The sequence below is a fragment of the Zunongwangia sp. genome, from assembly GCF_048269745.1.
Classification (GTDB): Bacteria; Bacteroidota; Bacteroidia; order Flavobacteriales; family Flavobacteriaceae; genus Zunongwangia.
This window is the reverse complement of sequence record NZ_JBLXIB010000010.1, coordinates 41410-67827: the sequence shown is the minus strand read 5'-3', so window position 1 is coordinate 67827 and position 26418 is coordinate 41410. Positions and strand designations below refer to the sequence as shown.

Sequence of the window (26418 nt, the reverse complement as noted above, 5' to 3'; positions counted from 1 at the left end):
TTATAGAAAAATGAGTACAAGAAAAGTTTACGCTTTTGTCTTTTTCTGCATTACTTTGTCCTGCTTCACTTTACGTTCTGCATACGCATAACCTTGTTGCCACCAATCGGTCATTAACTTTTTATTGAAAACCAATGAATTTTCGGTCAGTTTTGTAGGGGTATAAAAAACATTCAATTTTACATTTTTATTTAACGCAGCAAGTTTTCCTTCCATAATATCGTGGTACTCTACTTGATCGAGTACAAAACTGTATAAATTCAGCATTAAACTAAATGGATTTTTACCCAAAACTTTATTATACTCCATATTTTCAGCTTCTAAAATGATAGCATCTACTTCTGTAGCTCCTCTTCTAATAGCTTCCCGAATGGGTACTACACAACCTAATCCGCCATCGGCATATTCATACCCGTTTTTTGTGGCCAAACTCATAAACGGAATATAATTACAGGAAATCCAAATCCATTCACAAAAATCTTGGTACGAAAAATCATGAATGGATTTATATTCTACCCTATTTTTTGATAAATTAGAAACGGTAACTACCACATCTTCTACCTTATTTTTTATACTCTCAAAATTTTCTTCTGAAAAATTTCTTCGGATATGGCGTAGTAAGTTCTTACTTTCTCCGAAGGTTCGTTTCTTTTTAAGAAACTGCCAAAACATATTAAAGTAATTAATGGTTACGTATTCACGACCTTCTTTCTTTTTTACAATAAATGGATTTAAGCTAAATATTTTACGCTGATTTACGTTGGTATAAAGTTCATAAACCTTCTCAAGATTACCTTCGGCTAGATGTGGTATTAACAAACTTCCAGTTGAAGTTCCCAAAAAAAGATCATATTTTTTCTTTTCAGCTTCTATTAAATACTGGGCTACACCTCCTGCAAAAGCTCCTTTACTTCCTCCTCCCGAAATTACCAATGCTCGCATTAAGGTTGTATTTGATTTAATTCTTCGTTTTTTAATTTTGCGTAATCAAAACCGCTTTTCCACCAACGTTTCATTTTCTCTTCATCAAAAATAAGCGAATTCGTAGTTAAAACAGTAGGTGTATAATAGAAATTTATAATTACATTTTTGTTAGCTGCTACAAATTTACCAATCTTAACATTTTGATTTTCAACTCGATTTGTTACAAAATCAAATAAATTAGTTATTAATCCAAATACATTTTTTGAAGGTAAGCGGTTTAAATGGCTTACTTCTGTTTTTAGAATAATAGCATCAATCTCGGTAGCGCCTCTTTTTATAGCTTCTTCAATAGGGATCATAGATCCAAATCCGCCATCGGCATATTCGCATCCACTTTTTTGAACCAAACTCATAAACGGAATATAATTGCAAGAAATCCAGAGCCAATCTATAAAATCTTTATAGCCGAAATCTTTAATTGATTTATACTCTACTTCGTTTAACGAGATATTAGAAACGGTTACAAAAACATCTTTATTCGATTGTTTTAATTGCTGAAATTCATTTTCAGTAAGTGTTCTTGCAATAAGTTTTCTTAGGTTTTTACTTTCCCCAAAAGTTTTCTTTCCTTTTAGTAAATTCCGAAGTACGTTGAAATGATTAATACTAATTTGATCGTAACCATGTTTTCTTTTAATTAAAAAAGGACGATTATTGAAAATACTCGACTCATTAACGGAAGTATAAACCTTTTTAATTTTTTCTACTTCCTGTAACGCTAAATGCGAAATAAGTAAACTTCCAGTTGAAGTACCAACGTAAATATCGTAATCGCGCTTCATTTCTTGAATTAAATACTGCGCTACGCCACCGCCAAATGCTCTTTTACTTCCTCCTCCTGAAATTACTAATGCTCGCATTATTTAGAAAGTTGGGATTGCAAATAATTTTGTTCTTTTTTAGAAAAAGTACCTGATAAGGATTGTAACTTTTGCTGATACTTTTCTTCTTTTAAAAGTTCTGCAAGTAATTGTCTACAGAAATTACGAAAGCTATACGTATAGTGTTGTGTTCCTTTCATTAAACTTTGCAAACTTTGGTCTGAAAACGAATCGATTTGGTATAAGTAACCAAAAGCATTTTCGCGAACTTCAAATGGATATTTTTCATCGGTATAACCGGATAACTCACCATAAACTGCTTGTTCATTTCCAGCATCATACTCTGGAGTGACCAAGTTTAACGTAAGCCATAATATACGTACGTTTTTATCGTAAAAGCCTATTACGCTTTTAGTCTTGGCTAAATACTTAGCACGCTCTTCCGGGTAGTTGGTCCAAAGCGTCATTAGCGCATATTCTTTGGTTAAATAAGAATCGTCGTTTAATAAATCTTCGTATTCTATTTTTAATTCTTCCGGAATTCGTTGCATGCTAGACGAAGCTATTGCCTGTCTCACAAATAAGTTACCGCTAGCAAATGCTTTTTTATATAACTGTATAGCTTCAGGTGAAGTATGACTTTGTAATTGTAAAACTACCTCTTGACCAATATAATCGTTTACCGGAAAATGTAAAGCTTCATTTAAAACATCATATTTGTTAGCTATAGGCTTTTCTCTTAATCCGCCAATTTTCATATACTTCTGCAAGAAAAGTGATTTTTTTAAAGAAACTAATGCCGTATTCGATTTGAATGCTGTTTGTTCTAACCAATCTTTTCTAAACTGAGTTAAATCTTCACCACTCACTTTCTCCATTTCTGTTAAGAAATCGGTTGTTGTTACATTTTTAAATTTATACTTTTCTAAATAGTTTTTTATTCCTTTTTTAAATGCTTCATCGCCAATCTTTTCATGTAAAATATGCAAAGCCCAAGCCCCTTTTTGGTAAAAGGTTAGCGAACTGGCTTTTGGGTTTAGCAACGCTTCTCCTTTACCTGAATCGCTTAAACTTTTAAGTTTTTCGGCTGCCTCAAACAACTTCCAATAAAAATAATCGTCACCAAATATTTCACGCTCCGCTAGTAATGCATAATACGTAGCAAAACCTTCTTGTAACCAGTGGTTTTCACTCTCGGTTTCAGTTACCAAATCTCCAAACCATTGGTGGGCTAATTCGTGAGCATTTACATTTACAAAATTCCGATCTTTAAAACCTATACTATCAGTTAACATCGATTCAGAAAAAATAGTTAGCCCTGTATTTTCCATTCCGGCATATAAAAAATTCTCTACCGGTACTTGTTTATAGTTTTGCCACGGATAAGGAGTACCTATTTCGTATACTAAAAAATCGAATATTTTCTTCGAATATCGATAAGTAGGCTCTACTAAACTAGAATCTTTAGCTTCGTAAAACAACGATATAGGAATACCCGCTGCACTTTTAATTTCTTTACTTTTAAAATCTCCAATTGCAATAGCTACTAAATAGCTACTCATCGGTTTTTCCATGCTAAAATTCCATTGTTTGATGGAATCGTTAAGCATTTTTGTATTTTCAAGTGCTCCGTTAGCAATTACTCGATAACCTTTATTGAAGTTTATAGAAAGATTAAAAATTGCTTTTTCTCGCATGTCATCGAAACTTGGCAACCAATTAGATGTGTATTTTCCTTGCCCTTGTGTCCAAATCTGTTTACTAATTTCTTCAGAATCTGGTTTATCCCAATTTATAAAGTACATGGTTTGTTTTGGACTTCCAGAATATTTTAAATCGATTGTATTTTGTTTGGAAGCAGCAAGTGATTTTCGAATCCAAATTTTATCATTCCCTACTCTAAAATCAACATTTTCACCATTCAATAAAACTTCTTGAAATTGCATATTTTCAGTATCTATAAAAATAGAATCTACGGGTTTTAGCACTTCAAAAGAATAATTAACAGCACCAGAAATCATTTTAGATTCGGGGTGTATTGTAAGCTCTGCATCTACCGATTTAAAATCGACAACATCTACTTGATCTTCTGTAGAAGCGGATTGTGCAGTTACTAAAAGTGTTTGAAATACAAAAAACGGATAAAAAAATTTCTTCATACTTATTCACAAATCTGTATAGATATGGCAAATTACAAAAATTAACATTGGATTACATTTTGAAAGCCTTCTTTCTAAAAATTAAGCGGCATTTTTTTAAGAAATTCTATAAAATAGCTTCGAATTAATTATAAAATTAGACATTTTAATATCTTCGCCTTCATGAAGGCTTCTATCTTACAAACTCCAATAGATTATTTAAAGGGCGTTGGTCCAAACCGAGCAGACGTGCTTCGGAAGGAGCTAGGTATTCATACCTATCAAGATTTAGTTAATTTTTTTCCAAATAGATATTTAGATAAAACTCGGTTTTATAAAATTGCTGAATTACAACAAAGCTCCGCAGAAGTCCAAATAGTTGGTAAGATTACGCATATTAAAACGGTAGAGCAAAAAAGAGGAAAACGTTTAGTTGCCGATTTTGAAGATGGAACAGGACGGATAGAATTAGTTTGGTTTAGAGGCCATAAATGGATTCGTGAAAATTTAAAACCAAATACACCCTACGTAGTTTTTGGAAAAACAAATTGGTTTAACGGTATGTTTAGTATGCCACATCCTGAGATGGACACGCTTGCCGATTATAAAACGCAATTGAGGCCTGCCATGCAGCCTATATATCCGTCTACAGAATTGCTTCAAAAAAAAGGTATTTCGAATCGGGTAATCAGTAAAATGTTGCAACAACTTTTTACTGAAACAAAAGCGAATTTCTTCGAAACACTTAGCGATGATATTGTAAACGATTTTAAACTAATCTCAAAAGCAGAAGCGCTTTTTAATATTCATTTTCCTAAAAATACCGACTTATTAGCTAAAGCTGAATTTCGCCTAAAATTTGAAGAGCTCTTCTACATTCAATTACAATTATTACTTAAAAATCAACTTCGTAAGAATAAAATAAAAGGCTTCATTTTTGGTGAAATTGGCGATAACTTTAGCGGATTTTATAAAAACCATTTACCATTCGAATTAACAAATGCTCAAAAACGAGTGGTTAAAGAAATTCGAGCAGATCTGGGAACAGGAGCTCAAATGAACCGATTATTGCAAGGTGATGTAGGTTCAGGTAAAACCATTGTAGCTTTAATGAGTATGCTTATCGCTATCGATAATAATTTTCAAGCTTGTTTAATGGCTCCTACCGAGATTTTAGCCATTCAGCATTATCAAGGATTAATGGAACTTTGCGAAAAAATGGATATTTCCATTTATTTATTAACCGGTTCTTCTAAAGCTAAATATCGACGAGAATTACATGAAAAATTAGAAAATGGAGAAATCGATATTCTTATTGGGACACATGCATTATTAGAAGATAAAGTAAAATTTCAAAATCTTGGTTTAGCTATTATTGATGAGCAACACCGGTTTGGAGTTGCACAACGTGCAAAACTATGGCAAAAAAATAAAATTCCTCCTCATGTTTTAGTGATGACGGCCACTCCAATTCCACGAACGCTAGCAATGAGTCTATATGGCGATTTAGATATTTCGGTAATCGACGAATTACCACCGGGTAGGAAACCAATTCGAACAGTACATCGATTTGATAGTAACCGATTAAAAGTATTCCGTTTCCTAAAAGAAGAAATCGACAAAGGTCGTCAGGTTTATGTGGTGTATCCACTAATTCAGGAATCTGAAAAAATGGACTATAAAGATTTAATGGATGGCTACGAAAGTATTGCTAGAGAATTTCCGGATTATCAAATATCTATTGTACATGGCCAAATGAAACCGGCCGATAAAGATTACGAAATGCAACGCTTTGCAGAAGGAAAAACTGAAATTATGGTTGCTACCACGGTTATTGAAGTTGGTGTAAACGTACCTAATGCCAGTGTGATGATTATTGAAAGTGCAGAACGATTTGGACTTTCTCAGTTACACCAGCTCCGCGGTCGTGTTGGGCGTGGTGCCGAACAAAGCTATTGTATATTAATGACAGGCCATAAATTATCAAACGATAGTAAAACTCGTCTCGAAACCATGACAGCTACCAACGACGGGTTTGAAATAGCAGAAGTCGATTTAAAACTTCGTGGCCCTGGTGATATTATGGGAACACAACAAAGCGGTGTACTCAATTTAAAAATAGCAGATATTGTAAAAGATAACGATTTGTTAAAAACAGCACGACATACAGCTCAACATATTCTAAAAGAAGATCCTAAACTTGCGCTACCTAAAAATAAAATTTTACGATTCACCTATGGCCAATTAGCCAAGCATCAAAATATCTGGAATTATATCTCTTAAAAAGAAATTGAAAATTCTTTAAAAAGAGCTGTATTTTACAAACCTTAGATTATGCCAAAATAATTGGTAATACTATCTTTGTAGATTGTAAAATTACTTAGATGAAAATTTCATACAACTGGTTAAAACAATTTATAAAGCTTCCTGAAGATGCCGAAAAAACCGGCGAATTACTAACAGACCTTGGTTTAGAGGTAGAGGGAATCCAAAGTTTTCAAAGTGTAAAAGGTGGTTTAGAAGGAATTGTAGTAGGCCATGTGCTTAGCTGCGAGAAACATCCTAATGCCGATAAACTAAATATCACCAAAGTAAATTTAGGCGATGGCGAAGAAGTACAAATTGTATGTGGAGCACCTAATATTGCTGCAGGCCAAAAAGTTCCTGTAGCTACTATTGGTACTGTTCTTTACGATGAAAAAGGTGAAGAATGGAAAATTAAAAAAGGTAAAATTAGAGGCGAATTTAGCTTCGGAATGATTTGCTCCGAAGTAGAATTAGGATTAGGAGATAACCACGATGGTATTATGGTTATGCAAGAAGACTTAATCCCTGGCACACCTGTTGCGGAGATTTTTGAAATTGAGAACGATCAGGTTTTTGAAATTGGGCTAACTCCAAACCGTGCCGATGCTATGGGCCATTGGGGTGTTGCTAGAGATTTAAAAGCTGGATACCAACAACAAAAAAAAATATTAGAACTTATTACACCTTCTGTAAGCAGTTTTCATGTAGATAACAGAAGTTTACGAATTCCTATAACCGTAGAAGATTCTTCTTTAGCGCCTCGCTATTGTGGTGTTACCATAAGCGATGTTAAAGTAGCCCCTTCTCCAAAATGGTTGCAAAATCGATTAAAAGCGATTGGAATTACTCCAAAAAACAATATTGTTGATGTTACTAATTTTGTAATGCACGATTTAGGACAACCGCTTCATGCTTTTGATGCTAGTAAAATTACCGGTAATGAAATTCATGTAAAAACCGTTGAAGCAGGTACTAAGTTTACTACTTTAGATGAAGTAGAACGCGAACTTCATGAAGAAGATTTAATGATTTGCGATAAAGAAAAACCACTTTGTATTGCAGGTGTATTTGGCGGTTTACACAGTGGCGTTTCTGAAAACACAACACAAATTTTCTTAGAAAGCGCATATTTTAATCCGGTAAGTGTTCGTAAAACAGCTAAACGCCATGGATTAAATACCGATGCTTCTTTCCGTTTTGAACGAGGAATCGATCCTAGTATCACCGAATATGCTTTAAAACGCGCAGCTTTGCTTATTAAAGAACTTTCAGGAGCAGAAATAACCAGTGATATTGATGATTTATACCCAAAGAAATTTGAAGATTTTCAAGTATTCTTAACCTTTGATAAAGTTAATAAACTAATTGGCGAAAATCTTGAAGAAGAAACAATAAAATCTATTCTTGCTTCTTTAGAAATTCGCGTAAATAATGTCACCGAAACAGGAATGGGACTTACCATACCTTCATACCGGGTAGATGTACAACGTGAAGCTGATGTTATTGAAGAAATACTTAGAGTTTACGGGTATAACAACATACAGTTCAACGAAAAACTTAATGCTTCTGTTTCTATTTCTTCAAAATATGAAGATCATAAACTTCAAAATATAGTCGCTAATCAATTAGTTGGACAAGGTTTTTATGAGACTATGGCCAATTCGTTAACTACACCAAATTATATCGATTTAAGTGAAAACTTAAAAAGTGATTATAATGTAGAGATACTTAATCCGCTTAGTAATGACCTTTCGGTAATGCGACAATCAATGCTATTTGGAGGTTTAGAAAGTATTAAGTTTAATTTAAACAGAAAACGAAAAGACCTGAAACTTTTCGAATTCGGAAAAACATACCATAGTTACATAAATGGGCGAATTGAAAATAAACATTTAGCGCTATTTATTAGTGGAGACCGAACTCGAGAAAATTGGAATACAAAAGCTTCTAAGAGTACTTTTTTCTACCTTAAAGCTATTATCGAAACAGTTTTACAGCGTTTAGGTATCGAAAACTTACAATCTGATGCAGCAAAAACAGATATCTTTTCTGAAGGATTATTATTAAATGCACCAAAATCTAAATTAGTAGAATTTGGTGTAGTCAAAAAGTCTATTCTAAAAGCTTTCGATATTGAACAAGAAGTTTTATATGCAGACTTTAATTGGGATGCTATTATCGAATTTACTAAAAATCAGACTAAAAAATTCTCTGATATTCCAAAACATCCAGCTGTACGTAGAGATTTTGCATTGCTATTAGATCAAAAAGTATCGTACGCAGAAATTAAAAAAATTGCTTTACAAACCGAGAAGAAATTGCTTAAAGCTGTAAGTCTTTTCGATGTTTATGAAGGTGAAAATCTTCCGGAAGGTAAAAAAAGTTATGCGGTAAGTTTTACTTTTCAGGATGAAAATAAAACACTTACCGATAAACAAATAGATAAAATTATGAGCAAATTACAGTATCGTTTTGAAAACGAACTTAAGGCTGAACTTCGCTAAATTTTATTAAAATAGTATCCATTAAAAAAGGCTGAAATAATTAAATTTCAGCCTTTTTTATTTACAAATAGGATATTATTTATTTTACATCCATTAATTCAACATCAAAAACTAATGTAGCATTTGGAGGAATAACACCACCTGCTCCACGCTCTCCATATGCTAAATGAGAAGGAATTACAAAGCGAGCCTGATCGCCAACTTTTAATTTCATAATACCTTCATCCCAACCAGCAATTACATGACCAACTCCAACAGGGAATTCTAATGGTTGATTTCTTTTATAAGAAGAATCAAAAACAGTTCCGTCTGCAAGGCGTCCTTTATAATGTACAGAAACTGTTTTTCCTTTTTCAGCTTTTACGCCTTCTCCTTCTTTTTCAATCTTAAAACGAAGTCCGCTTTCTGTTTTTTCAAAACCCTGAGATAATTTACCTAGAAGCTCTTCTTGTTGTTTTTTAGCCGCTGCTTCTCGTTCTGCCTTTGCTCCGTTAAACTGACGGAATGATTCTACTGCATTCCAATTTTTAGCTTCTTCACCTTCACGAACAATCTCTAATTTTTCAATTTTATCCCCTTGTGCAATAGCATCTACTACGTCTTGTCCTTCTACAACACTTCCAAAAACAGTATGCTTACCGTCTAACCAAGGTGTTGCAACGTGAGTAATAAAAAACTGACTCCCGTTAGTTCCAGGTCCAGCATTTGCCATAGATAATTTTCCGGGAGTATTATGTTTTAACTCAGGATGAATTTCATCTTCAAATTGGTATCCAGGACCACCTACTCCAGTTCCTTGAGGATCTCCACCTTGAATCATAAATTCTGGAATTACTCGGTGAAATTTTAATCCGTCGTAATACTTCTCTCCTTGTGGTTTAGCTTCGTTTTCTAAATTCCCTTCTGCAAGACCTACAAAATTACCTACCGTTCCCGGTGTTTTTTGATATTCTAATTCAACTAAAATTTCTCCTTTTGTAGTATGAAATTTAGCATATATTCCGTTTTCCATCTTTCGTTTTTTAATTTTAGCAAAGATACTATTTTATAAAAAATATAACTATTGAAGTAAACTTCTGACAATCGACACTATAGCATTTAATTTGAATACACTTGTTCTCCTCCTACTACAGTTTTTAAAACTTTACTATTTGGTATTTCTTCTTCTTTAATTTCCATAATATCCTGGTCTAACATAATAAAATCAGCAAATTTCCCAGGTTCTATACTTCCTTTTTCTTTTTCTTCAAAATTGGCATAAGCTGCCCAAATAGTCATTCCCTTTAAAGTTTCTTTTCGGCTTAAAGCTTCTTCTTTCATAAATCCGTTTTCAGGAAAATTATGAGTATCTTTTCTAGCTACTGCTGCGTGAAAAGTTAAAAAAGGACTTACTTTTTCTATGGGAAAATCGGTACCTAACGCTATAATTCCGGCTTGATCTAATAACTTTTTATAAGCATACGCATTCTTTATTCGCTCAGAACCTAAACGGTCTTCAGCCCAATACATATCACTAGTCGCATGAGTTGGTTGTACTGATGGAATAATATTTTTACTAAAATATTTAAAATCTCCCTTATCAATAATTTGTGCATGCTCTACACGCCATCTTCGGTTAGGATCGTTTTTCAATAACGAATCATACGTTTTTAAAACTACATAATTTGCAGAATCTCCAATAGCATGAGTATTTAACTGGTATTTAGATTTAGCTACACGTGCAGCCACTTCTTTAAAAGTTTTAATTGGAGAGAGCAACGCTCCAAAATGCCCATGTCGATCGCTATATTCTTCTTTTAGTGCTGCTCCTCTAGAGCCTAAAGCTCCATCTCCATAAAATTTAACAGAACGTACATTTAAACGATCTGTTTTGTATGGATCTTTATCTAAGTAATAATCTAAGTTCTCTTTGGTATTACTAATCATGGCATAGACTCTAATTTTTAAGTCTTGTTGCTTTTGCAAACTATCCATTAATTCGATTATTTTTCGATCTAATCCAGCATCTACAACTGTTGTTAATCCGTATTTAAAACAAATTTTCTGTGCATCGATTAAAGCATCAACATTGTCTGACTTGCTTAATTTAGGTTTTGCATCGGTAATTAACTGTACAGGATTATCTATAATTATTCCTGTTAATTCTCTATTTTTTTGTTCAATCTCCCCGCCTTCAACCTCAGTTTTGGTTGTAATTCCTGCTTTATCTAAAGCGGCTTGATTTGCTAATAAAGCATGACCATCTACTCGAGTTATAGCAATTGGGGTATCCGGAAATAATCGATCTAAAGTATCTTTATGTGGGAATTCTTTTACATCCCAATCGTTTTGATCCCATCCCCAACCGGTGATGAATTTTTGACTATTTTTTTGTTGAAATTCAACTATTCTAGATACTACTTCTTCAAAAGAAGAAGTTCCATTTAAATCTACTTTCTGCTGCTGAATTCCTAACTGATAAAAATGAGTATGCGCATCTATTAACCCCGGATAAATTGCTTTTCCGTCTGCCTTTAAAGATTCTGTTGCTTCATATTTATCGATAATATCCGAATTAGAACCTACTTCTAAAAATCTCCCATCTTTAACTGCAAAAGCTTCTGCTATTGAAAAATCTTTATCTACAGTATATATTTTAGCATCGGTAACTATTAAATCCACCTTCTTTTTAGAAGTACAAGAACTAATAAGAATAACTATAATTGATATTGTAAAAATTCTACGCATAATTTTATTTAAAATGAATAAATGTAAAAATAAAAAATGCACCTAAGTTTAGGTACATTTTTTATTTTTTATATTAAGAATGAAGTAATTACCCCATTATACTTTGTATTAGCGCATCTCGAATACTTTTATTAGCAGCAGCGGCCAATGCTACCGAAATAATTAAACCTAATAAAGCATAGGTGAAATCTCGAATAATTAAACGGAAAGCTTTATTTCTATGTTTTTTACCTTTCTTCTTACGAGATAAACTAATAGCAATCTCGCGACCACCAATTACTCCTAAAAATACCCAAGTAGTACTCATAGGAACGGTACTAATAAACAGTTTATAAATAAGCAGCAATACATAAGTAAAGTCTACTAATGTAGCTGCCCGAATATCTGAAATTCTAGATTTTTCACTTACTACTTCTTGAATCCGATCACCCCGTAAATAGAATAGTAATCCTAGCCCTAAAAATATAGTTAAGGCAAATATGATAAACTGAAACAAGTTTTGGTGTCTTGGTAAAAACACTGCAATATTGGCTCCGTCTTGCATTACCCAAACTGCCCAAAGTGAGCCACTAACAATCCATTGCAAAGCCATCCAACCGGAATGAGATTTTCGACTCTTAAAGTATTTACGAATAGCATTATATGATAAATACCATACTGCAAAAGACAGCACAAATGCTAACACATAGCCTGATAAACTTTTACTTATAACGGATGTTATTCCAGAAGTATTAGCACTAAATACGCTTAAAATTAAAAAAGTTGTAGACACCGGCATTCGCATTCTTGTAAGAATAAGCAAGACTAAAGGCGCTATAATCTGGAAAAAACTAAAATGTTCCGGATGCGGATAATCTGTGGTTCCATCTGGATTTAATAACCTATGGTAAGTTACATCCCCATCATTATGCACAAAACTCCAGGTAACAGTTACCAGAAATATTGATCCTACAAAAAGCCATAAAAGCCACCACTTTTTGCTTTTATTACTTTCTATAAATGTTCCTAAAGATTGTATGCTATCGTTAGCAACTGTAGCATATGCTGCGAAGAAAAAACCAACCCACATTGCTGCTCTACCAAAACCTGTAGCAATACCAGCTACAAGAATACCAACCATTACGATACCTAAAAAAGTTTTCTCCTTAACAAGGAAATCTAAAATATTAAGGTACGGACGATCTCGATCGGTGCGTTTAAATTTTTTAGCCATTAAAGTATATTAAGTTCTGACTATTATTGATTGCAAATTAACATACAATTGCATTCACTTTTTAAAATCCAATGTTTTATTATTGTTAATTCACAGTTGCAAAACTAAAAAGTTTATGAATATAAATAGAAAATTTTATTTTCTATTTATCAAATAATTATATTAAAAAAGCGCCTATTTATAAGAGGCGCGTTTTTAATATTTATAGTATTTTTATAATAAGTTTAATTATAATCGAACTTATACGTTAAACCACCTAAAACTTGCAATCCTTGTACGTTAAAATTGATCCACCTTTGATAATCGTTATTAAATAAATTACTTCCTTTTACAAATACCGATAACCGATCGGTAAATTTATATCGTACCTGAGCATTTGCATCAAAATAACTATCTAGGGTTACTTTACTTTCCGTAATTCCGCCATCTACAGCGCTAAAATCGCTAATTGCTAAATCTTTACGCTCTCCTACTAAAAATAAATTCACACCTGCGATCCATTTATCTGAAATAGTATAATTACCCATTACAGATGCTTTATAATCTGGCATATTCCATGCTTCTGATTGATTATCGGAATCATAACTAAATACTTCTCCATTTACTCCTAATTGAAATTTAGAAGACAGATCTGCACTAATTTCAGCAAAAAACGATGCTACTTTAATATCATCATACAACACTCCAAAAGAGTTTCCATATTCAAAACCCTTAGTAGAAGTAGCATACAGAACATTTCGCCGGAATAATGCCTTATCTTCTAAAGATTGGTAGCTCCCCCTAAAGTTATATGAAATAGAATTACTAAGTTTTCCTTTAGCTCCTAAAAACGCGTTATATTGGTTATTAGTCGGTTTAACTGCTAATGTTGGAGAAACATACGGATTTTCTTGAACGAAATTATAATATGAATTTTGATTTAGACTTCCATTAATTCCTGCATACGGAATGAAGTAATCGTCTACTAAATTATAACTAGCACTAATTTTTGGATATACATAAAATGAATTTTCACTATTTTTTGTATCTGCAGAATAATTAAGAGAAACTCCTATGTTTAAAGTAAGATCATCTCGTAAGTATACAATTCCTGGACTTATTCCTAAATTTAGAAAGGAATACTCATTAACTTCAGAATCAATAAAATAGAGGTATGTTTTTCCGGCTTCTCCATTTACATAATTAGCGGTTACATCGGTATTAACCGCAATATCATTAATATTAAAATTAAACTGAGCACCAAAATCTACTAATTGCTCTGAAGTTCCGGAAGCATCTCCAGATTGTCGAATTTGAATATTTGCTTTATCAAAAATAGAACCGTATAATTCAAACTCTCCTTCCGCAAATACGGAATAGTAATTTTGTTGCGGATCTATAGAAAATTTCTCTTCATTGGTTAGCAATAAATTTTCAGGTAATCCGTACCAATTATATAATTGATGTTGACCACCTAAACCTACTTTCCAGGCAAAATCACGATCCTTCCTTCCGTAATTTAATCCTAAAGATGTATTATAAAATTTATCATCTAATTGCGCTTCATCTATTCCTCCTTGAGAGGAGTTATGTAAAAAGTACACCCCTAAATTATCATCTCTATTTACTTCTATATTACTATAAAATTCGGCTAAAATATTGGTATAATTACCTACACCCAAACTTGCATAGTTATCGTAAATTTTAGGAGCTCTCTCTCTTTTTATCTTAGTTGCTCGACCTTTAACAGGAGTAAAAGTAGATGCTACCGGAACCGAAAATATCTTATAATTAACTGTTTTTTTTGTGGTAGTTACCGAATCTGTTTTAGGTGGTGTAACTTTTAATTTAGAAGCATCCCTAACCGATGGTGAATATTGCTTAATAACTGTTACGGTTTCACTCTCCATCGTATCCTGATCTTGTGCAAATACACTGGCACTTATCAGGATAAAGCTGAGTAATAAAACTGGTTTTATAGAAACGAATTTCATATCCATTCTTAATATTGTTGGTTGTTAATTATTATCGGTATTTACCGAAGAATTTGTTTTAGCCTGTTCTGCTTTTATTTTAGTTAGCTCTGCTTTGGCTTCTTGTACTACATCAGGATATTTTGTAAAGTTTTTTTGCACATTATCTAAAAGATAGGTGGCTTGATATGCATCTCCTAAAGCATAAAAATTCTTAGCCATAAGCACTAAACCTTTTGCTCCCCAAAACTTATATCCTGAAAATTCTTTAGCTAATACTTGTACTGCAGCATTAGAAGCTTCGTAATTTTTACCTTCATTTTTAAAATAGGCATCGTAATAGAGCGCTTCAGCAGCTATTTTTCCAGTTGCTGTTTTTTGCACCTGAGCATACGCTTTTTTTGCTTTTGAAAGATTACCTGATTTTACGGCAGATCGTGCTACAATTAGTTGTGCATCTGTTTTAGCTTGTTCATCTGCAGCATTATTCGTTAAAATTTGATCAGCATAACGTGCAGCTTCTTCCGGTTGATTAAGCTCCTCGTAAGATTTCATTAAATTAGATTGCGCATAAATCTTATTATCGGTATCTCTAGCTTCAGCTTCTAATCGTTTTAAAACAGGCATCGCTTTTTTATAATTTCTATTCGATAAATAGATTTGCGATAATTTAGCTAAAGATTTTTCTGTAAATTCATTTGTAGGTTTATCTAGAACATACTCAAAATGAGAAATTGCATCGGTTTTATCTTCATCTCGATATTCTAATTCAGCTAAATAATAATGTGCATTAATTGCATGAATTCCGTTTGGAAAACTTTTTAGATATTTTTCGAAATTTGAAGCTGCTTTATCTTTATTGTTTGCAAAGTATTGATTTTCGGCAGCCTCATAAGTAGTATTATCGATGTCAGCATTACTAACCTCAACAAAATCGATATTTTTAACCCAATTAGCATACTCATCTGCTCGCCCTAAATCTACATACACATTTCTGGCAGTAGAAACTGCTTCTCTTGCTTCTGGAGTATTTGGATATTCGCTTACTACTTTCTTAAATTTACTCAAGGCATTTTCTCCCTGATTATTATTAAAATAAATAAGCCCTTGGCGTAACATCGCTTTTGGAACGAAAGCACTTTTAGGAACTTCGCTTATTAATCGGTTATAAGAATCGATTGCCTTTTTATTATTTGAAGTTGCCAAATACGTATTTCCCAATTCGTAAAGCGCATCATCCCGATAAGAAGAACGTGGATAACTTGCATTAAAATCCGACAAATCTTGTATTTTCTTTTCTTTTCGATCTACAAAACCATAACTAATAGCTTTTTGAAAAGCAGCATAATCGGCATTACTAATACCTCCTGCAATGGCTTTATTATAAGCTTCCATAGCAGGCCAGTACGAACTAGTTGCAAAATAACTATCTCCTAATCGTAAATAAGCATCGTATTTTTTTGCTGGCTCGTTAGCATCATTATTTGCAAACTTTTTAAAATACGTAATGGCATTTTTATACTCATTCTTTTTAAAATAAGCATAGCCTAAATTATAATTTAGGTTTTCCATTTCTGGAGTTCCATTAGCAGCACTCATTCCTTCAAAAAGCTTATAACCTATAATTGCATCATCAATTTTATTAACGTTATATTGACTTTCGGCTTTCCAGTACGTTGCTTTTGCTGTAATTTGAAGATCTCTAGGTTCTTTTAAAGCTTTATCAAAATTTTCGATTGCCTTGTAAAAATCACCATCCTTATAAAGTTCTAATCCGTAGTAATACGCCACTTTTTGATAGGCTACTTTATCGGCAAAATTTCTGTTTTTCTCTAACAACTCCATTGCCTCTTCAAAATTTCCAGAAGTTATAAAAGAGCTTACTAATAATTCTTCTGCTTCTTGACGATTTTTGGTATCTGGATATGTTTTTAAATATCTGAGTAATACTTTAGAAGCACTCTCGTAACTATTCCCTATTTCGTAACTAAGTTTCGCGTAATTTAGTAATGCGTCTTCTTTAATATCTAGATTAAAATCCATTTCGCTAGCATTTTTAAAAGCATTTAAAGCTTCTTGTTTTTTACCAGCTTCCAAATACGATTGTGCTAAGTGATAATACGCATTTTGAGCAATACTATTTTTTCCGTCTATAATTTTATTAAATTCAGAAATAGCTTTTTCATAATCACCTTGCTTATAATAAGCATAACCTAATTGATAATAGTCTGTATTATTCCATTTGCCTCGAAGACCTTGGTATTCTTTAAGATACGGAATTGCTTCATCATACTTTTTTAAATTAAAATAGCTCTCCCCTATTATTTTATTAAGCTGAGATTTTTCTCTAAAATTAGATTTTGGTAATTGTTCTTTCCCCTGCTTAATTGCTTCTTTAAACTTACCTAGTTTAAAATTCATATCAGCCTGATAGTAAGAAAGATCTTTACTAAACTGGCTATTCCCTTTTACCTCATCAAAATACTGATTGGCTTTATTATAATCATCATTTTCGTAAGCCATATATCCAATATAATATTTGGCTTGTGCTCCATATTTTTCAGAATCTAATACGCGATTAAAATAGGTTCTTGCAGCATCAAAATCGTTAGTCTGAAAATATACATATCCTTTATTAAAATAATATTGCTGACTTTCGGCTGCGGTAAGATTATTCTCATCTACTTTATCATACCACTTTCGAGCTAACGTATACTTACCGGTATTAAAATAAAATGTAGCTACATCTCGATATGCAGAATTGGTTTTACTGCTCATTGGGTAGTTAGAAACAAAACGCTCCATAAGCTCGTCGGCATTAGGTTGTTTTAGTCTAACCGCAGCGTTTGCGATATAATAGGCACAATCTCCTTTTATTTTCTCGTCGGTAGCTGTTTCTTTAGCTGCTGCAAAAAGTTGTTGAGCCGGTAAAAATTGCTGATTATTATACAAGTCTAGTGCTTTATTGAATTTAGCCAAATCGCTAGTATAAATAGCAGATTGTTGGGCAAACCCAAATTGAATCACTAGAAAGAAAACAACAGATAGGTAGATTTTTCTAGTTGTCATTTATTGGTTTTTTAGTTTTAAATCAAAGATAATTTAATGCTTTATTTCTTAACGCTTCTTAAACACTATAATTATGTTAATGTAAAAAAAACTAAGTTTGCACTACAGAAAAATTGTTTATTTAGCTGTAAATACTAAAGAGTAGATTAAGAAAGAAAATATTTTATCTTTTTCTGAAGAAATAAAGAATACTAGCCCTTAAGGTTTTACCAAAAAAGAAATAAAAACTATGTCACATACTGTTCTGGAATTAAAAAATGCAGCAATTTATCAACGTGAAAGTCTAATTCTATCGGAAGTAGATGTTACCGTAAATAAAGGTGAATTTGTTTATCTAATTGGTAAAACCGGAACAGGTAAAAGTAGTTTTATGAAAACACTCTATGGAGATTTACCTCTTACTGAAGGAGAAGGAACTATAGTAGATTATAATTTACGAAAATTAAAAGAAAAAGAAATACCATATCTACGTAGAAAATTAGGTATTGTTTTTCAAGATTTTAAATTGTTAACCGATCGTACTATTAAAGACAATCTTTTATTTGTACTTAAAGCTACGGGATGGAAAGACAAACCAGCTATGAATAAAAAAATTGATGAAGTTTTGAATAAAGTTGGAATGAAAACTAAAGATTTTAAATTTCCATATCAATTATCCGGAGGAGAACAACAACGTGTTGCTATAGCCAGAGCTTTACTTAACGATCCCGAACTAATTTTAGCCGATGAGCCTACTGGAAACCTCGATCCGCAAACTTCTGTGGAAGTAATGGAAGTTTTACAAGAAATTAGTAAAAATGGAAATACCATTTTAATGGCTACACACGACTATGCTTTATTATTAAAATATCCTTCCAAAACCTTGAAATGTGATGGACAACGAGTATTTGAAGTAGTACAAAAAACTGTATGAATATTAAATAAAGAATATTTTAATACAAATATGTTATTTTTTTAACTATTTTTAATCGCAATTAACAAGGCTCGTTTATAAAACTGAATTTATTATTTTCTCGTAAATATAGATACAGATTGCTATTTAAACCACTTATAAATTAGCACCCTGAAAAATTATTACTATAGTTAGTAACATCTATATTATTATAAATACGAGAAAAACTTCCTATAACCAAACCAATTTACCATATAGTAAAATAATTTTTTACTTCAAGCCCCTTGATAGTATCCATTTATTAACACCTATTTAAAAAATTAAAATCGATGAAAAACAGCATTTTATTTACGGCATTTTTTGGCAGCTTACTTTTGTTTTCATGCTCTAAAGATGAAATAGAAGAATTGACTATTGAGGAAACTGTTGAAGAAACTAACGATGAACCAGACGATGTTACTTCAGACCCTGATCCCTTAACTGAACAAGAAACTATAGATCTAGAAATTAAAGATTTTATATATCGAGGATTGAATGACATTTACTTATATAAAGCAGATACTCCTGAACTTGCAGATGGTTATTTTGAAAATGACTCTTTAAAAAATCAGTTTTTAGAAAAATACGATACTCCGGAAATACTTTTTAACAGTCTATTATCCAACAAGGATAGGTTTAGTTTTATTGTTGACGACTACGAAGCTCTTGAAGATCGATTTGATGGTGTAAGTGGCGCTACCGGTATGGATTTTGGGCTTGCCCAAATACAAAACACCAATAATGTAATCGGTTTTATACAATATATTTTACCAGAAACTTCTGCCGAAAGAGAGGGATTAAAAAGAGGTGATATTTTTACCGAAGTAAATGGGCAACAATTAACTACCACTAATTTTTCTACTTTACTAAATCAAGCTTCTTTTACTATAAATGTGGGATATATTGAAAACGATAGAATAGTTATTACCGATAAAACTGCTGATTTAACTGATGATCGTTACACTATGAATCCTGTTTTAATCTCTAAAGTATTAGAAATCGATAACAGAAAAATTGGGTATATAATGTATACTAGCTTTATTGCTGATTTTGATGATGAATTAAATGCTGCCTTTGGTGATCTAAAATCCAAAGGAATTACAGATCTTGTTTTAGATTTACGATACAATGGTGGAGGTTCAGTGGCTAGTGCAACGAGTTTAGCAAGTATGGTTACCGGACAATTTACAAATGAAGTTTTTGCAACTGAAATATGGAATGATAACTATCAAGAATATTATGAGAATGTTTCTCCTTCATCTCTTATTAATAAATTTAAAAATACAATTAGAACCGGAGAAACCATCAATAGTTTAAACTTATCACAAGTTTATATTTTAACTTCTAATTCTACTGCATCTGCAAGCGAATTAATTATTAATGGCTTAAATCCTTACATAGACGTTGTTCAAATAGGAACTACAACAACCGGTAAATTTCAAGCCTCTGTAACTTTATATGATAGCCCTAACTTCAATAAATCGAATATAAACCAAAATCACAATTACGCTATGCAGCCTTTAGTTTTAAAAATGGCAAATAAATTAGGTAATACCGATTATGAAGAAGGACTTACTCCAGATATCAATATTAGAGAAGACATTAGAGAGCTTGGTGAATTAGGGAATGAAAACGAACCACTATTATCTGCTGCAATAGATAAAATTTTAAATAGAACAACTGTTCAACTTAAATCTAAACATTCTAGACAATTAGATTATCAAAAAATAGGAGAAACTAATATGCTAAGTCCTACCTACCAAAGAATGTATATCGATAATGTACCTTTTGAGTAAGAAAATAAAATTATTTAAAAAAGCCGCTATTTTAGAATAGCGGCTTTTTTATTAGCGGTTACTACTTTTTAAAAACATAACTGTTCGGCATAACTCTTGATTAGGTTTTATTAAAACCACAGGTACTGTGTTTTAGCAACTTACCAAAACATAAGTATCCTATTTATTAATTCTAAAACTTTTATAGTATGAAACCCAAGAAAAACCCGAAAGTAGATCTTCGAAAAAAGACTGGATTATTTTTACAATTTGGCTTAATTGCCGTCCTATTATTTTCTTATTCTTTGATTAATTTGAAAACTCCCGATCACAAACAAGCAATTAATAATAAATGGGATTATTCTAAAGATATCATAGAAGAACCCATACCTATTGCCACAAATCAAAAAGAATTACCACCACCAAAACCAAAAATATCTCCGATAATTGAAGTAATAGATAATGAATCTGAAAAAACTGAAGATGAAATTGAAACTACAGAAACAAGCTTGGAAGATATTAGGGAAGTAGAAGATATTATCGAAACTCCCGAGTTTGAAGAAATAGCACCAGTTTCTTTTGAAATCATTGAAGATGTTCCTATTTTTCCTGGCTGTGAAAGCTTAACCGATAATGAGGACCGAAAGGCCTGTATGAGTCAACATATATCGAAATTTATAGGAAAACATTTTGATACCAGTTTAGCAGAAGATCTTGGTTTACATGGTATAAATCGAGTTACTGTACTTTTTGAGATTAACAAACAAGGAGAAGTTTCTAATATACAAGCTCGAGGACCTCATAAAAAATTAGAGGATGAAGCTAAACGAGTTCTCAATTTACTACCTAAAATGCAGCCTGGTCGACAAAGAGGTAAAGCTGTACCAGTTTCTTATGCAATACCTATTAACTTTCAAGTCAAAAACTAACTAAATTTAATAAATGATATACCTTTACTTTTTATATTTACATAATTAAAAAGCCGAATTATATTCGGCTTTTTAATTTTTAAAGATGTTTCTGTATTTATAACTTTATGCATAAACTTCTTACCATAAAACCTATAATTCTAAAACATCTTTCAAGGTAATAGTTCCGTTCCGGCTTCAAATTGATCGTTCAATAATCTTAAATTTTCTTTTGCCTAAGCTAAAAAATCTTTAGAAAGCTATACTTTTCTAATCGATCATTCAGTTTTACGTTTATCCAACTCATATTTTTCGGTGGATTTATCTATAAATAGTAAATCCTTTAAAATTTGGATTATTCCAACACAATTTGTGTATTTCTTTAAACTCGTATTTTTTATATTCTGATTTTGCCAATTATTCAACTTATTAAAAAACTAAAGCCTATATCTCTAATTAAGGCTTGTACAAGTGTAAAAATTTAAAAATTATAAAAACAAAAAAATCCCGAAATCTAAAAAGATCTCAGGATTCTTTTATTGTGGAGTCGGAGGGAATGACTAAATTATTGAGATCCTTTTATTTACAATATGTTCCTAGGATACGTAAAAAATTGGTTACCGGATTGGTTTTGCTTTAACATATTTTAACATTCTCATCGTGATTTCATATCATCTAGAAGCTAAAAACATTAAAAATTATTAGTCGTTGAAGAATCTTGATCTCTAAAGTTATTTTTTACTAAATTTATATACTACTTAATATAAAGAACAATTAAATTTTATATGGTAATATAAAATTTCACGTTTAAATCTAATTTTTTAAACAAGTATTAAAAACCTTACTATTAATAAGGTTTTATATATCTATACTGATTCAATATCACATTATATTTGTTCATTAATAATAAATATCTGTTTTACAGATGCTGTATATTTCTCTTGGTCTATATATAGTTTCACAAAATAGGAATGTAATAAACTATATTAACATTACCAATTTTACAGATTAATCTCAGCTATCTAAAAACATATAATCATCAAAATTAATTTACTCAATTTAGCTTGTCTATAAAAATTAGCTCATAAAACTTTATAAACGTTTTTGTTAGTCTTGATAATGATTTTGACAACAATAACAAAGTACTGATTACATTTACCAATAATTGTATCGAAATAAGTTTTTAAGTAGAATTTATAAAGTATAAGAATCAAAACTACATAGAATTAATTTAAAAAAGTAATGACAAAAAAGACTATTAAAATAACTTATCTACTTTTTGGATTCATTAGCTTGAGTTCAATTTTCTCTGTAAAAGCCCAAGATTATAATGCTAACGGAAACATAAATTTACTTAATAATAAATTCATTAAAGACACAAGAGAATCAGGAGGAACATCTAACCTCATTGGTTTCGAGCCATCAGGTCAAAGAGTTGCCATATCAGAGTACTCCACGATGCCTTCGGAAGTTAGAATCTACACACCATCAGATCCAGGTCAAGGAGTAAGTATTTATTCTAATGAATTAATCGCCTTTTTTAAAAATAATGGTCTTGTAGGGATTGGTACTAAAAGTTCCAGATGCAAAACTAGCCGTTAATGGAACTATTCACACTAAGGAAGTTAAAATTGATTTAAATGGAGCTTTAGTTCCTGATTATGTTTTCAATGAAAATTATAAATTACTCACACTTCAAAAGATTAAGGGATTTATCAAAAAAAATGGCCATTTGCCTAATGTGCCCTCTGCTCAAGAAATGAATGAAGAAGGTCTACATTTAAAAGAAATGAATTTAAAGCTTCTTGAAAAAGTTGAAGAACTCACACTATATCTATTGGAACAAGAACAAAGAATAAAAAGGCTTGAAGATCAAATTCATAAATAACTTACTAATGAAAAAAAACTTACTTTTAATTATATTTTTTATCTCCAATATCATAACGGCTCAGACATTCTATGGTACAGGAGCTGGTCAAACAGGAGGAAATACTAATAGTTATTTTGGTGTTAAAGCAGGTCAAGTTGCAAATGGAGATCATAATACACTTATTGGATATGTTTCAGGTAGTTCATTAACTTCCGGCCATCGTAATACATTTATAGGTAGCAATTCAGGTCTTTCAACTACTACCGGAGTTGAAAATGTATTTTTAGGAGTTTCTACCGGAGTATATAATCAAGATGGCTCTTATAATACTTTAATAGGACGTTATGCAGGTAAGCAAAATATTTCAGGTAATAGAAATGTCTTTTTAGGCTATAGAACAGGTTCTTATAATAAAGGAAGTAACAATGTTTTTATTGGAACTGAAGCGGGAAGTAATGAAAAGGGTAGTAATAAGTTTTATCTAGACAATACGAATACTGCCACTCCTTTATTATATGGAGATTTTAGTACGAACCAACTAGGCATAAACACAAATAATATCCCAGCAGGTTATGCCTTTGCAATAAAAGGAAAAGCGATTGCAGAAGAAATTAAGGTACAGTTACAATCCGCTTGGCCGGATTATGTTTTTGAAGATAAGTATGATCTAATTACTCTGAAAGAAGTAGAGGCATATATTAAATCTCATGGCCATTTACCTGAGGTGCCAAATGCGACTGAAGTAAAAGCATCTGATGGAATAGAGTTAGGAGAAATAAATACTATTCTTTTAAAGAAAATTGAGGAACTCACCCTTTATACAATCGAACAACATAAAGAAATTAAGCGCTTAAAAAAACTTGAAGAAAGGCTAGAGAAAATAGAAGAACTTCTTGAAAATACAAATCTAAATTAAATTTAATCAATGTACCGTAAGTTTAAAAATGAAGAAAAATAATATTATAGTTACTATCCTAGTCTTTATTTTAAATTCTAGTATCGATTCCTTTGCACAAAATTGGAATACTATTTCTAATAATTATACTACTGGCCATTTAGGAGTAGGTACACAACAATTAGGAATATCAGGTACCGGTATAAATAATTTAGTTGTGGGTGATGCAGATAATAGTGAAGGTATTGTTATTAACGCTAAAGAAGATAAAGATGCAATTCTGGCATTTGCTAAAAATTATGTTTTAGATGCTAGATTTCGCTATAAAAATTTAAGTGGAGAATTGGTTTTTGAAAATTCTGGTCATCAACTTTTTAAGATTAGTAAAAATGGTAATTTGGGAGTTAACGTTAACAGTCCTTCAGAAAAGCTTGATATTGATGGGAATATAAGACTGAGAAATTCAGGTAATAAGATATATTGGAATTGGCCTTATAGAAAAATAGATCAATACTCAAAAATTAGTGGAAGTCACATGATCCGATTTATGAATTCTATGGGAACAAGTAATCCTGAAGGAGGTTTCAATTTTGTAGATAACGCAGGAAGATCTGTACTAAGAATCAATGATTATAAAGTAGGAATAGGAACAGAAACCATGGGGAATCATAAATTGGCGGTTAATGGATCTATAGGGGCCAGAGAAATAACCGTTGAAGTCGTAGAATGGTCGGATTATGTTTTTCACGAAGACTATAAATTAAATTCTCTTGAAGAAATTGAAAAATTTATAAAGAAAAATTATCATTTACAGGGAGTGCCTTCAGAAGAGAAAATTAAAAATAGCGGAGTTAAATTAGGAGAAATGAATGCTATTCTTTTAAAGAAAATTGAGGAACTCACCCTTTATACAATCGAACAACATAAAGAAATCAAGCGCTTAAAAAAACTTGAAGACAGACTAAAAAGAATAGAAAAACTTCTTGAAAAAAGATGAATCACTTAGCACTATTTATAAGTAAAAACCTTTCACAGGACTGACTAAAAAAACTGATTAATTCTAATTAAACCTATAATAACATGTCATTTAAATTCCCAAACATACTTTTCCTATTTATCATCACTTGTTTTAGCTTTTCTATGGTTGCCCAAGAAAAAATACAGACAGAATCAGGCCTAAAAAATGATTTTATATATAAAAAAGGAAATATCGGAATCGGCACTACTAACCCTAAAATGAAGTTAGAGCTAGACAACCTAAGAAATTATGATGGAATTAGATTCGGAGAATTATTTAAAATAAGAACTTCTCAATTATCTAATAATGCAATAGTTTTAGAAAATACATCTACAAATGGACATCTTTATATTAGAAGCCGTTCATCAAACGCTACTGGAGGAAATATAATCCTAAATGATTTAGGAGGAAGCGTTGCGATAGGAAGCGTAAATACAAAAGGGTTTAAACTCGCTATAAAAGGTAAAACAATTGCTGAAGAAGTGAAAATCGCTACCTATTCTAATTGGGCTGACTTTGTATTTGAAGAAAATTACGAGTTACCAAGTTTACTAGATGTAGAAAAACATATCAAGAAAGAAGGACATTTAAAAAATATACCTAGAAAAGATGAGATCAAAAATAATGGTTTTTTTCTTGGGGAAATGAATGCCAAATTATTACAAAAGATTGAAGAACTAACTCTTTATACCATAGAACAAGAAAAAAAATTGAATAAACAAGCTGATAAAATAAAAGAGTTAGAAAAAATGAATACAAAAATTATTGAATTACAAAAAAGATTAGAAAAGATAGAAAACTAATTTATCAAACTTTACTAAAAATGATTAAAGTACTTTTCACGATACTATCTGTTTTAATGCTACACTATAGCTTTGCTCAAACTTCAATTTATATCAAAGGTTCAGGATTTAACAATAACAGCCAAAGGAAATTGATTTTAAACGGAATCGACCAAAACATTCCATCCGGTAGAGGTCTATGCCTTACAATTATTGATGCAGAGAGTCATCAACATATCAGTTCTAAAGTTTATGACACCTATATTAGTACTTCTAATGCAAATAATTTAGCATCTAAATTAAACAGCTTGAATCAAAAGCAAATTGGAATATTAACATCTTATGATGCTTGGGAAGCTAATATTACAAAAGACTTAATTCGGGCAGCTAGAAGACTTGGATTATATAAATTTGCCAGTGATAAATTTACAGAAGATAGTAGACATCCTTACGCCTCTATTTTTTAAAGGTATTGGAACAAACTCTAACACTTCAGTCGTTTCCAATTATCATGCTTATGAAAT

General features: G+C 31.6%; 19 protein-coding genes. 11 read left to right on the top strand and 8 right to left on the bottom strand.

Going from position 1 to position 26418, the window contains the following annotated elements:
* Positions 1-27: 27 nt before the first annotated feature.
* The 3 genes from ACN0WI_RS12065 to ACN0WI_RS12055 are packed head-to-tail and all read right to left on the bottom strand — an operon-like array spanning position 28 to position 3964.
* Complete coding sequence (locus tag ACN0WI_RS12065; protein ID WP_417887168.1) at positions 28-942, bottom strand: patatin-like phospholipase family protein; 915 nt, start codon at positions 940-942, stop codon at positions 28-30.
* Complete coding sequence (locus tag ACN0WI_RS12060) at positions 942-1844, bottom strand: patatin-like phospholipase family protein (RefSeq protein WP_417887167.1); 903 nt, start codon at positions 1842-1844, stop codon at positions 942-944. The genes ACN0WI_RS12065 and ACN0WI_RS12060 overlap by 1 nt, the downstream gene beginning before the upstream one ends.
* Complete coding sequence (locus tag ACN0WI_RS12055) at positions 1844-3964, bottom strand: M1 family metallopeptidase (protein WP_417887166.1); 2121 nt, start codon at positions 3962-3964, stop codon at positions 1844-1846. The genes ACN0WI_RS12060 and ACN0WI_RS12055 overlap by 1 nt, the downstream gene beginning before the upstream one ends.
* A gap of 162 nt (positions 3965-4126) precedes the next feature.
* On the opposite strand from ACN0WI_RS12055, the gene recG reads away from it, so the two are divergent.
* Together recG and pheT are read left to right on the top strand one after the other, a co-directional pair.
* Positions 4127-6226, top strand: a complete 2100-nt coding sequence (gene recG, locus ACN0WI_RS12050; RefSeq protein ID WP_417887164.1) for an ATP-dependent DNA helicase RecG — start codon at positions 4127-4129, stop codon at positions 6224-6226.
* Between the two features lie 101 nt (positions 6227-6327).
* Positions 6328-8754 (top strand): phenylalanine--tRNA ligase subunit beta, encoded by a 2427-nt coding sequence (gene pheT / locus ACN0WI_RS12045; RefSeq protein ID WP_417887163.1) that lies wholly within the window; start codon positions 6328-6330, stop codon positions 8752-8754.
* Between the two features lie 79 nt (positions 8755-8833).
* On the opposite strand, the gene ACN0WI_RS12040 is transcribed toward pheT, so the two are convergent.
* The 5 genes from ACN0WI_RS12040 to ACN0WI_RS12020 all read right to left on the bottom strand — a co-directional run bounded on the left by ACN0WI_RS12040 (position 8834) and on the right by ACN0WI_RS12020 (position 17715).
* Positions 8834-9766 (bottom strand): peptidylprolyl isomerase, encoded by a 933-nt coding sequence (locus ACN0WI_RS12040; protein WP_417887161.1) that lies wholly within the window; start codon positions 9764-9766, stop codon positions 8834-8836.
* Positions 9767-9852: 86 nt separating this feature from the next.
* Positions 9853-11481: an amidohydrolase gene (locus tag ACN0WI_RS12035; protein ID WP_417887159.1), complete on the bottom strand. Its 1629-nt coding sequence runs from the start codon at positions 11479-11481 to the stop codon at positions 9853-9855.
* 88 nt (positions 11482-11569) lie between these two features.
* On the bottom strand, positions 11570-12694 hold the full coding sequence (locus ACN0WI_RS12030) for a hypothetical protein (protein WP_417887158.1): 1125 nt from the start codon (positions 12692-12694) through the stop codon (positions 11570-11572).
* Between the two features lie 224 nt (positions 12695-12918).
* Entirely contained in the window at positions 12919-14673 is a 1755-nt protein-coding gene (locus tag ACN0WI_RS12025) for a TonB-dependent receptor (protein WP_417887157.1), read from the bottom strand.
* 18 nt (positions 14674-14691) lie between these two features.
* Positions 14692-17715: a tetratricopeptide repeat protein gene (locus tag ACN0WI_RS12020; RefSeq protein WP_417887155.1), complete on the bottom strand. Its 3024-nt coding sequence runs from the start codon at positions 17713-17715 to the stop codon at positions 14692-14694.
* Positions 17716-17944: 229 nt separating this feature from the next.
* Between ACN0WI_RS12020 and ACN0WI_RS12015 the strand changes: the two genes are divergently transcribed.
* From ACN0WI_RS12015 to ACN0WI_RS11975, 9 genes are all read left to right on the top strand, one after another.
* Entirely contained in the window at positions 17945-18628 is a 684-nt protein-coding gene (locus tag ACN0WI_RS12015; protein WP_417887153.1) for a cell division ATP-binding protein FtsE, read from the top strand.
* A gap of 308 nt (positions 18629-18936) precedes the next feature.
* On the top strand, positions 18937-20442 hold the full coding sequence (locus ACN0WI_RS12010; RefSeq protein ID WP_417887152.1) for a S41 family peptidase: 1506 nt from the start codon (positions 18937-18939) through the stop codon (positions 20440-20442).
* Positions 20443-20630: 188 nt separating this feature from the next.
* Positions 20631-21350, top strand: coding sequence for an energy transducer TonB (locus ACN0WI_RS12005; protein ID WP_417887150.1), 720 nt, complete (start codon positions 20631-20633; stop codon positions 21348-21350).
* Between the two features lie 1272 nt (positions 21351-22622).
* Positions 22623-22931: a hypothetical protein gene (locus ACN0WI_RS12000; protein WP_417887149.1), complete on the top strand. Its 309-nt coding sequence runs from the start codon at positions 22623-22625 to the stop codon at positions 22929-22931.
* The gene (locus ACN0WI_RS11995) at positions 22894-23217 is read left to right on the top strand and encodes a hypothetical protein (RefSeq protein ID WP_417887147.1); all 324 of its coding nucleotides are present in this window, start codon (positions 22894-22896) and stop codon (positions 23215-23217) included. Before ACN0WI_RS12000 ends, ACN0WI_RS11995 begins: the two co-directional genes overlap by 38 nt.
* A gap of 7 nt (positions 23218-23224) precedes the next feature.
* The gene (locus tag ACN0WI_RS11990) at positions 23225-24115 is read left to right on the top strand and encodes a hypothetical protein (RefSeq protein WP_417887146.1); all 891 of its coding nucleotides are present in this window, start codon (positions 23225-23227) and stop codon (positions 24113-24115) included.
* 28 nt (positions 24116-24143) lie between these two features.
* The gene (locus ACN0WI_RS11985) at positions 24144-25091 is read left to right on the top strand and encodes a hypothetical protein (protein WP_417887144.1); all 948 of its coding nucleotides are present in this window, start codon (positions 24144-24146) and stop codon (positions 25089-25091) included.
* An 83-nt stretch (positions 25092-25174) separates the two neighbouring features.
* The gene (locus ACN0WI_RS11980) at positions 25175-25915 is read left to right on the top strand and encodes a hypothetical protein (protein ID WP_417887142.1); all 741 of its coding nucleotides are present in this window, start codon (positions 25175-25177) and stop codon (positions 25913-25915) included.
* 20 nt (positions 25916-25935) lie between these two features.
* A complete protein-coding gene (locus tag ACN0WI_RS11975; RefSeq protein ID WP_417887140.1) occupies positions 25936-26361 on the top strand; it encodes an interleukin-like EMT inducer domain-containing protein in 426 nt (141 codons plus the stop codon).
* The last annotated feature ends 57 nt before the right edge of the window (positions 26362-26418 follow it).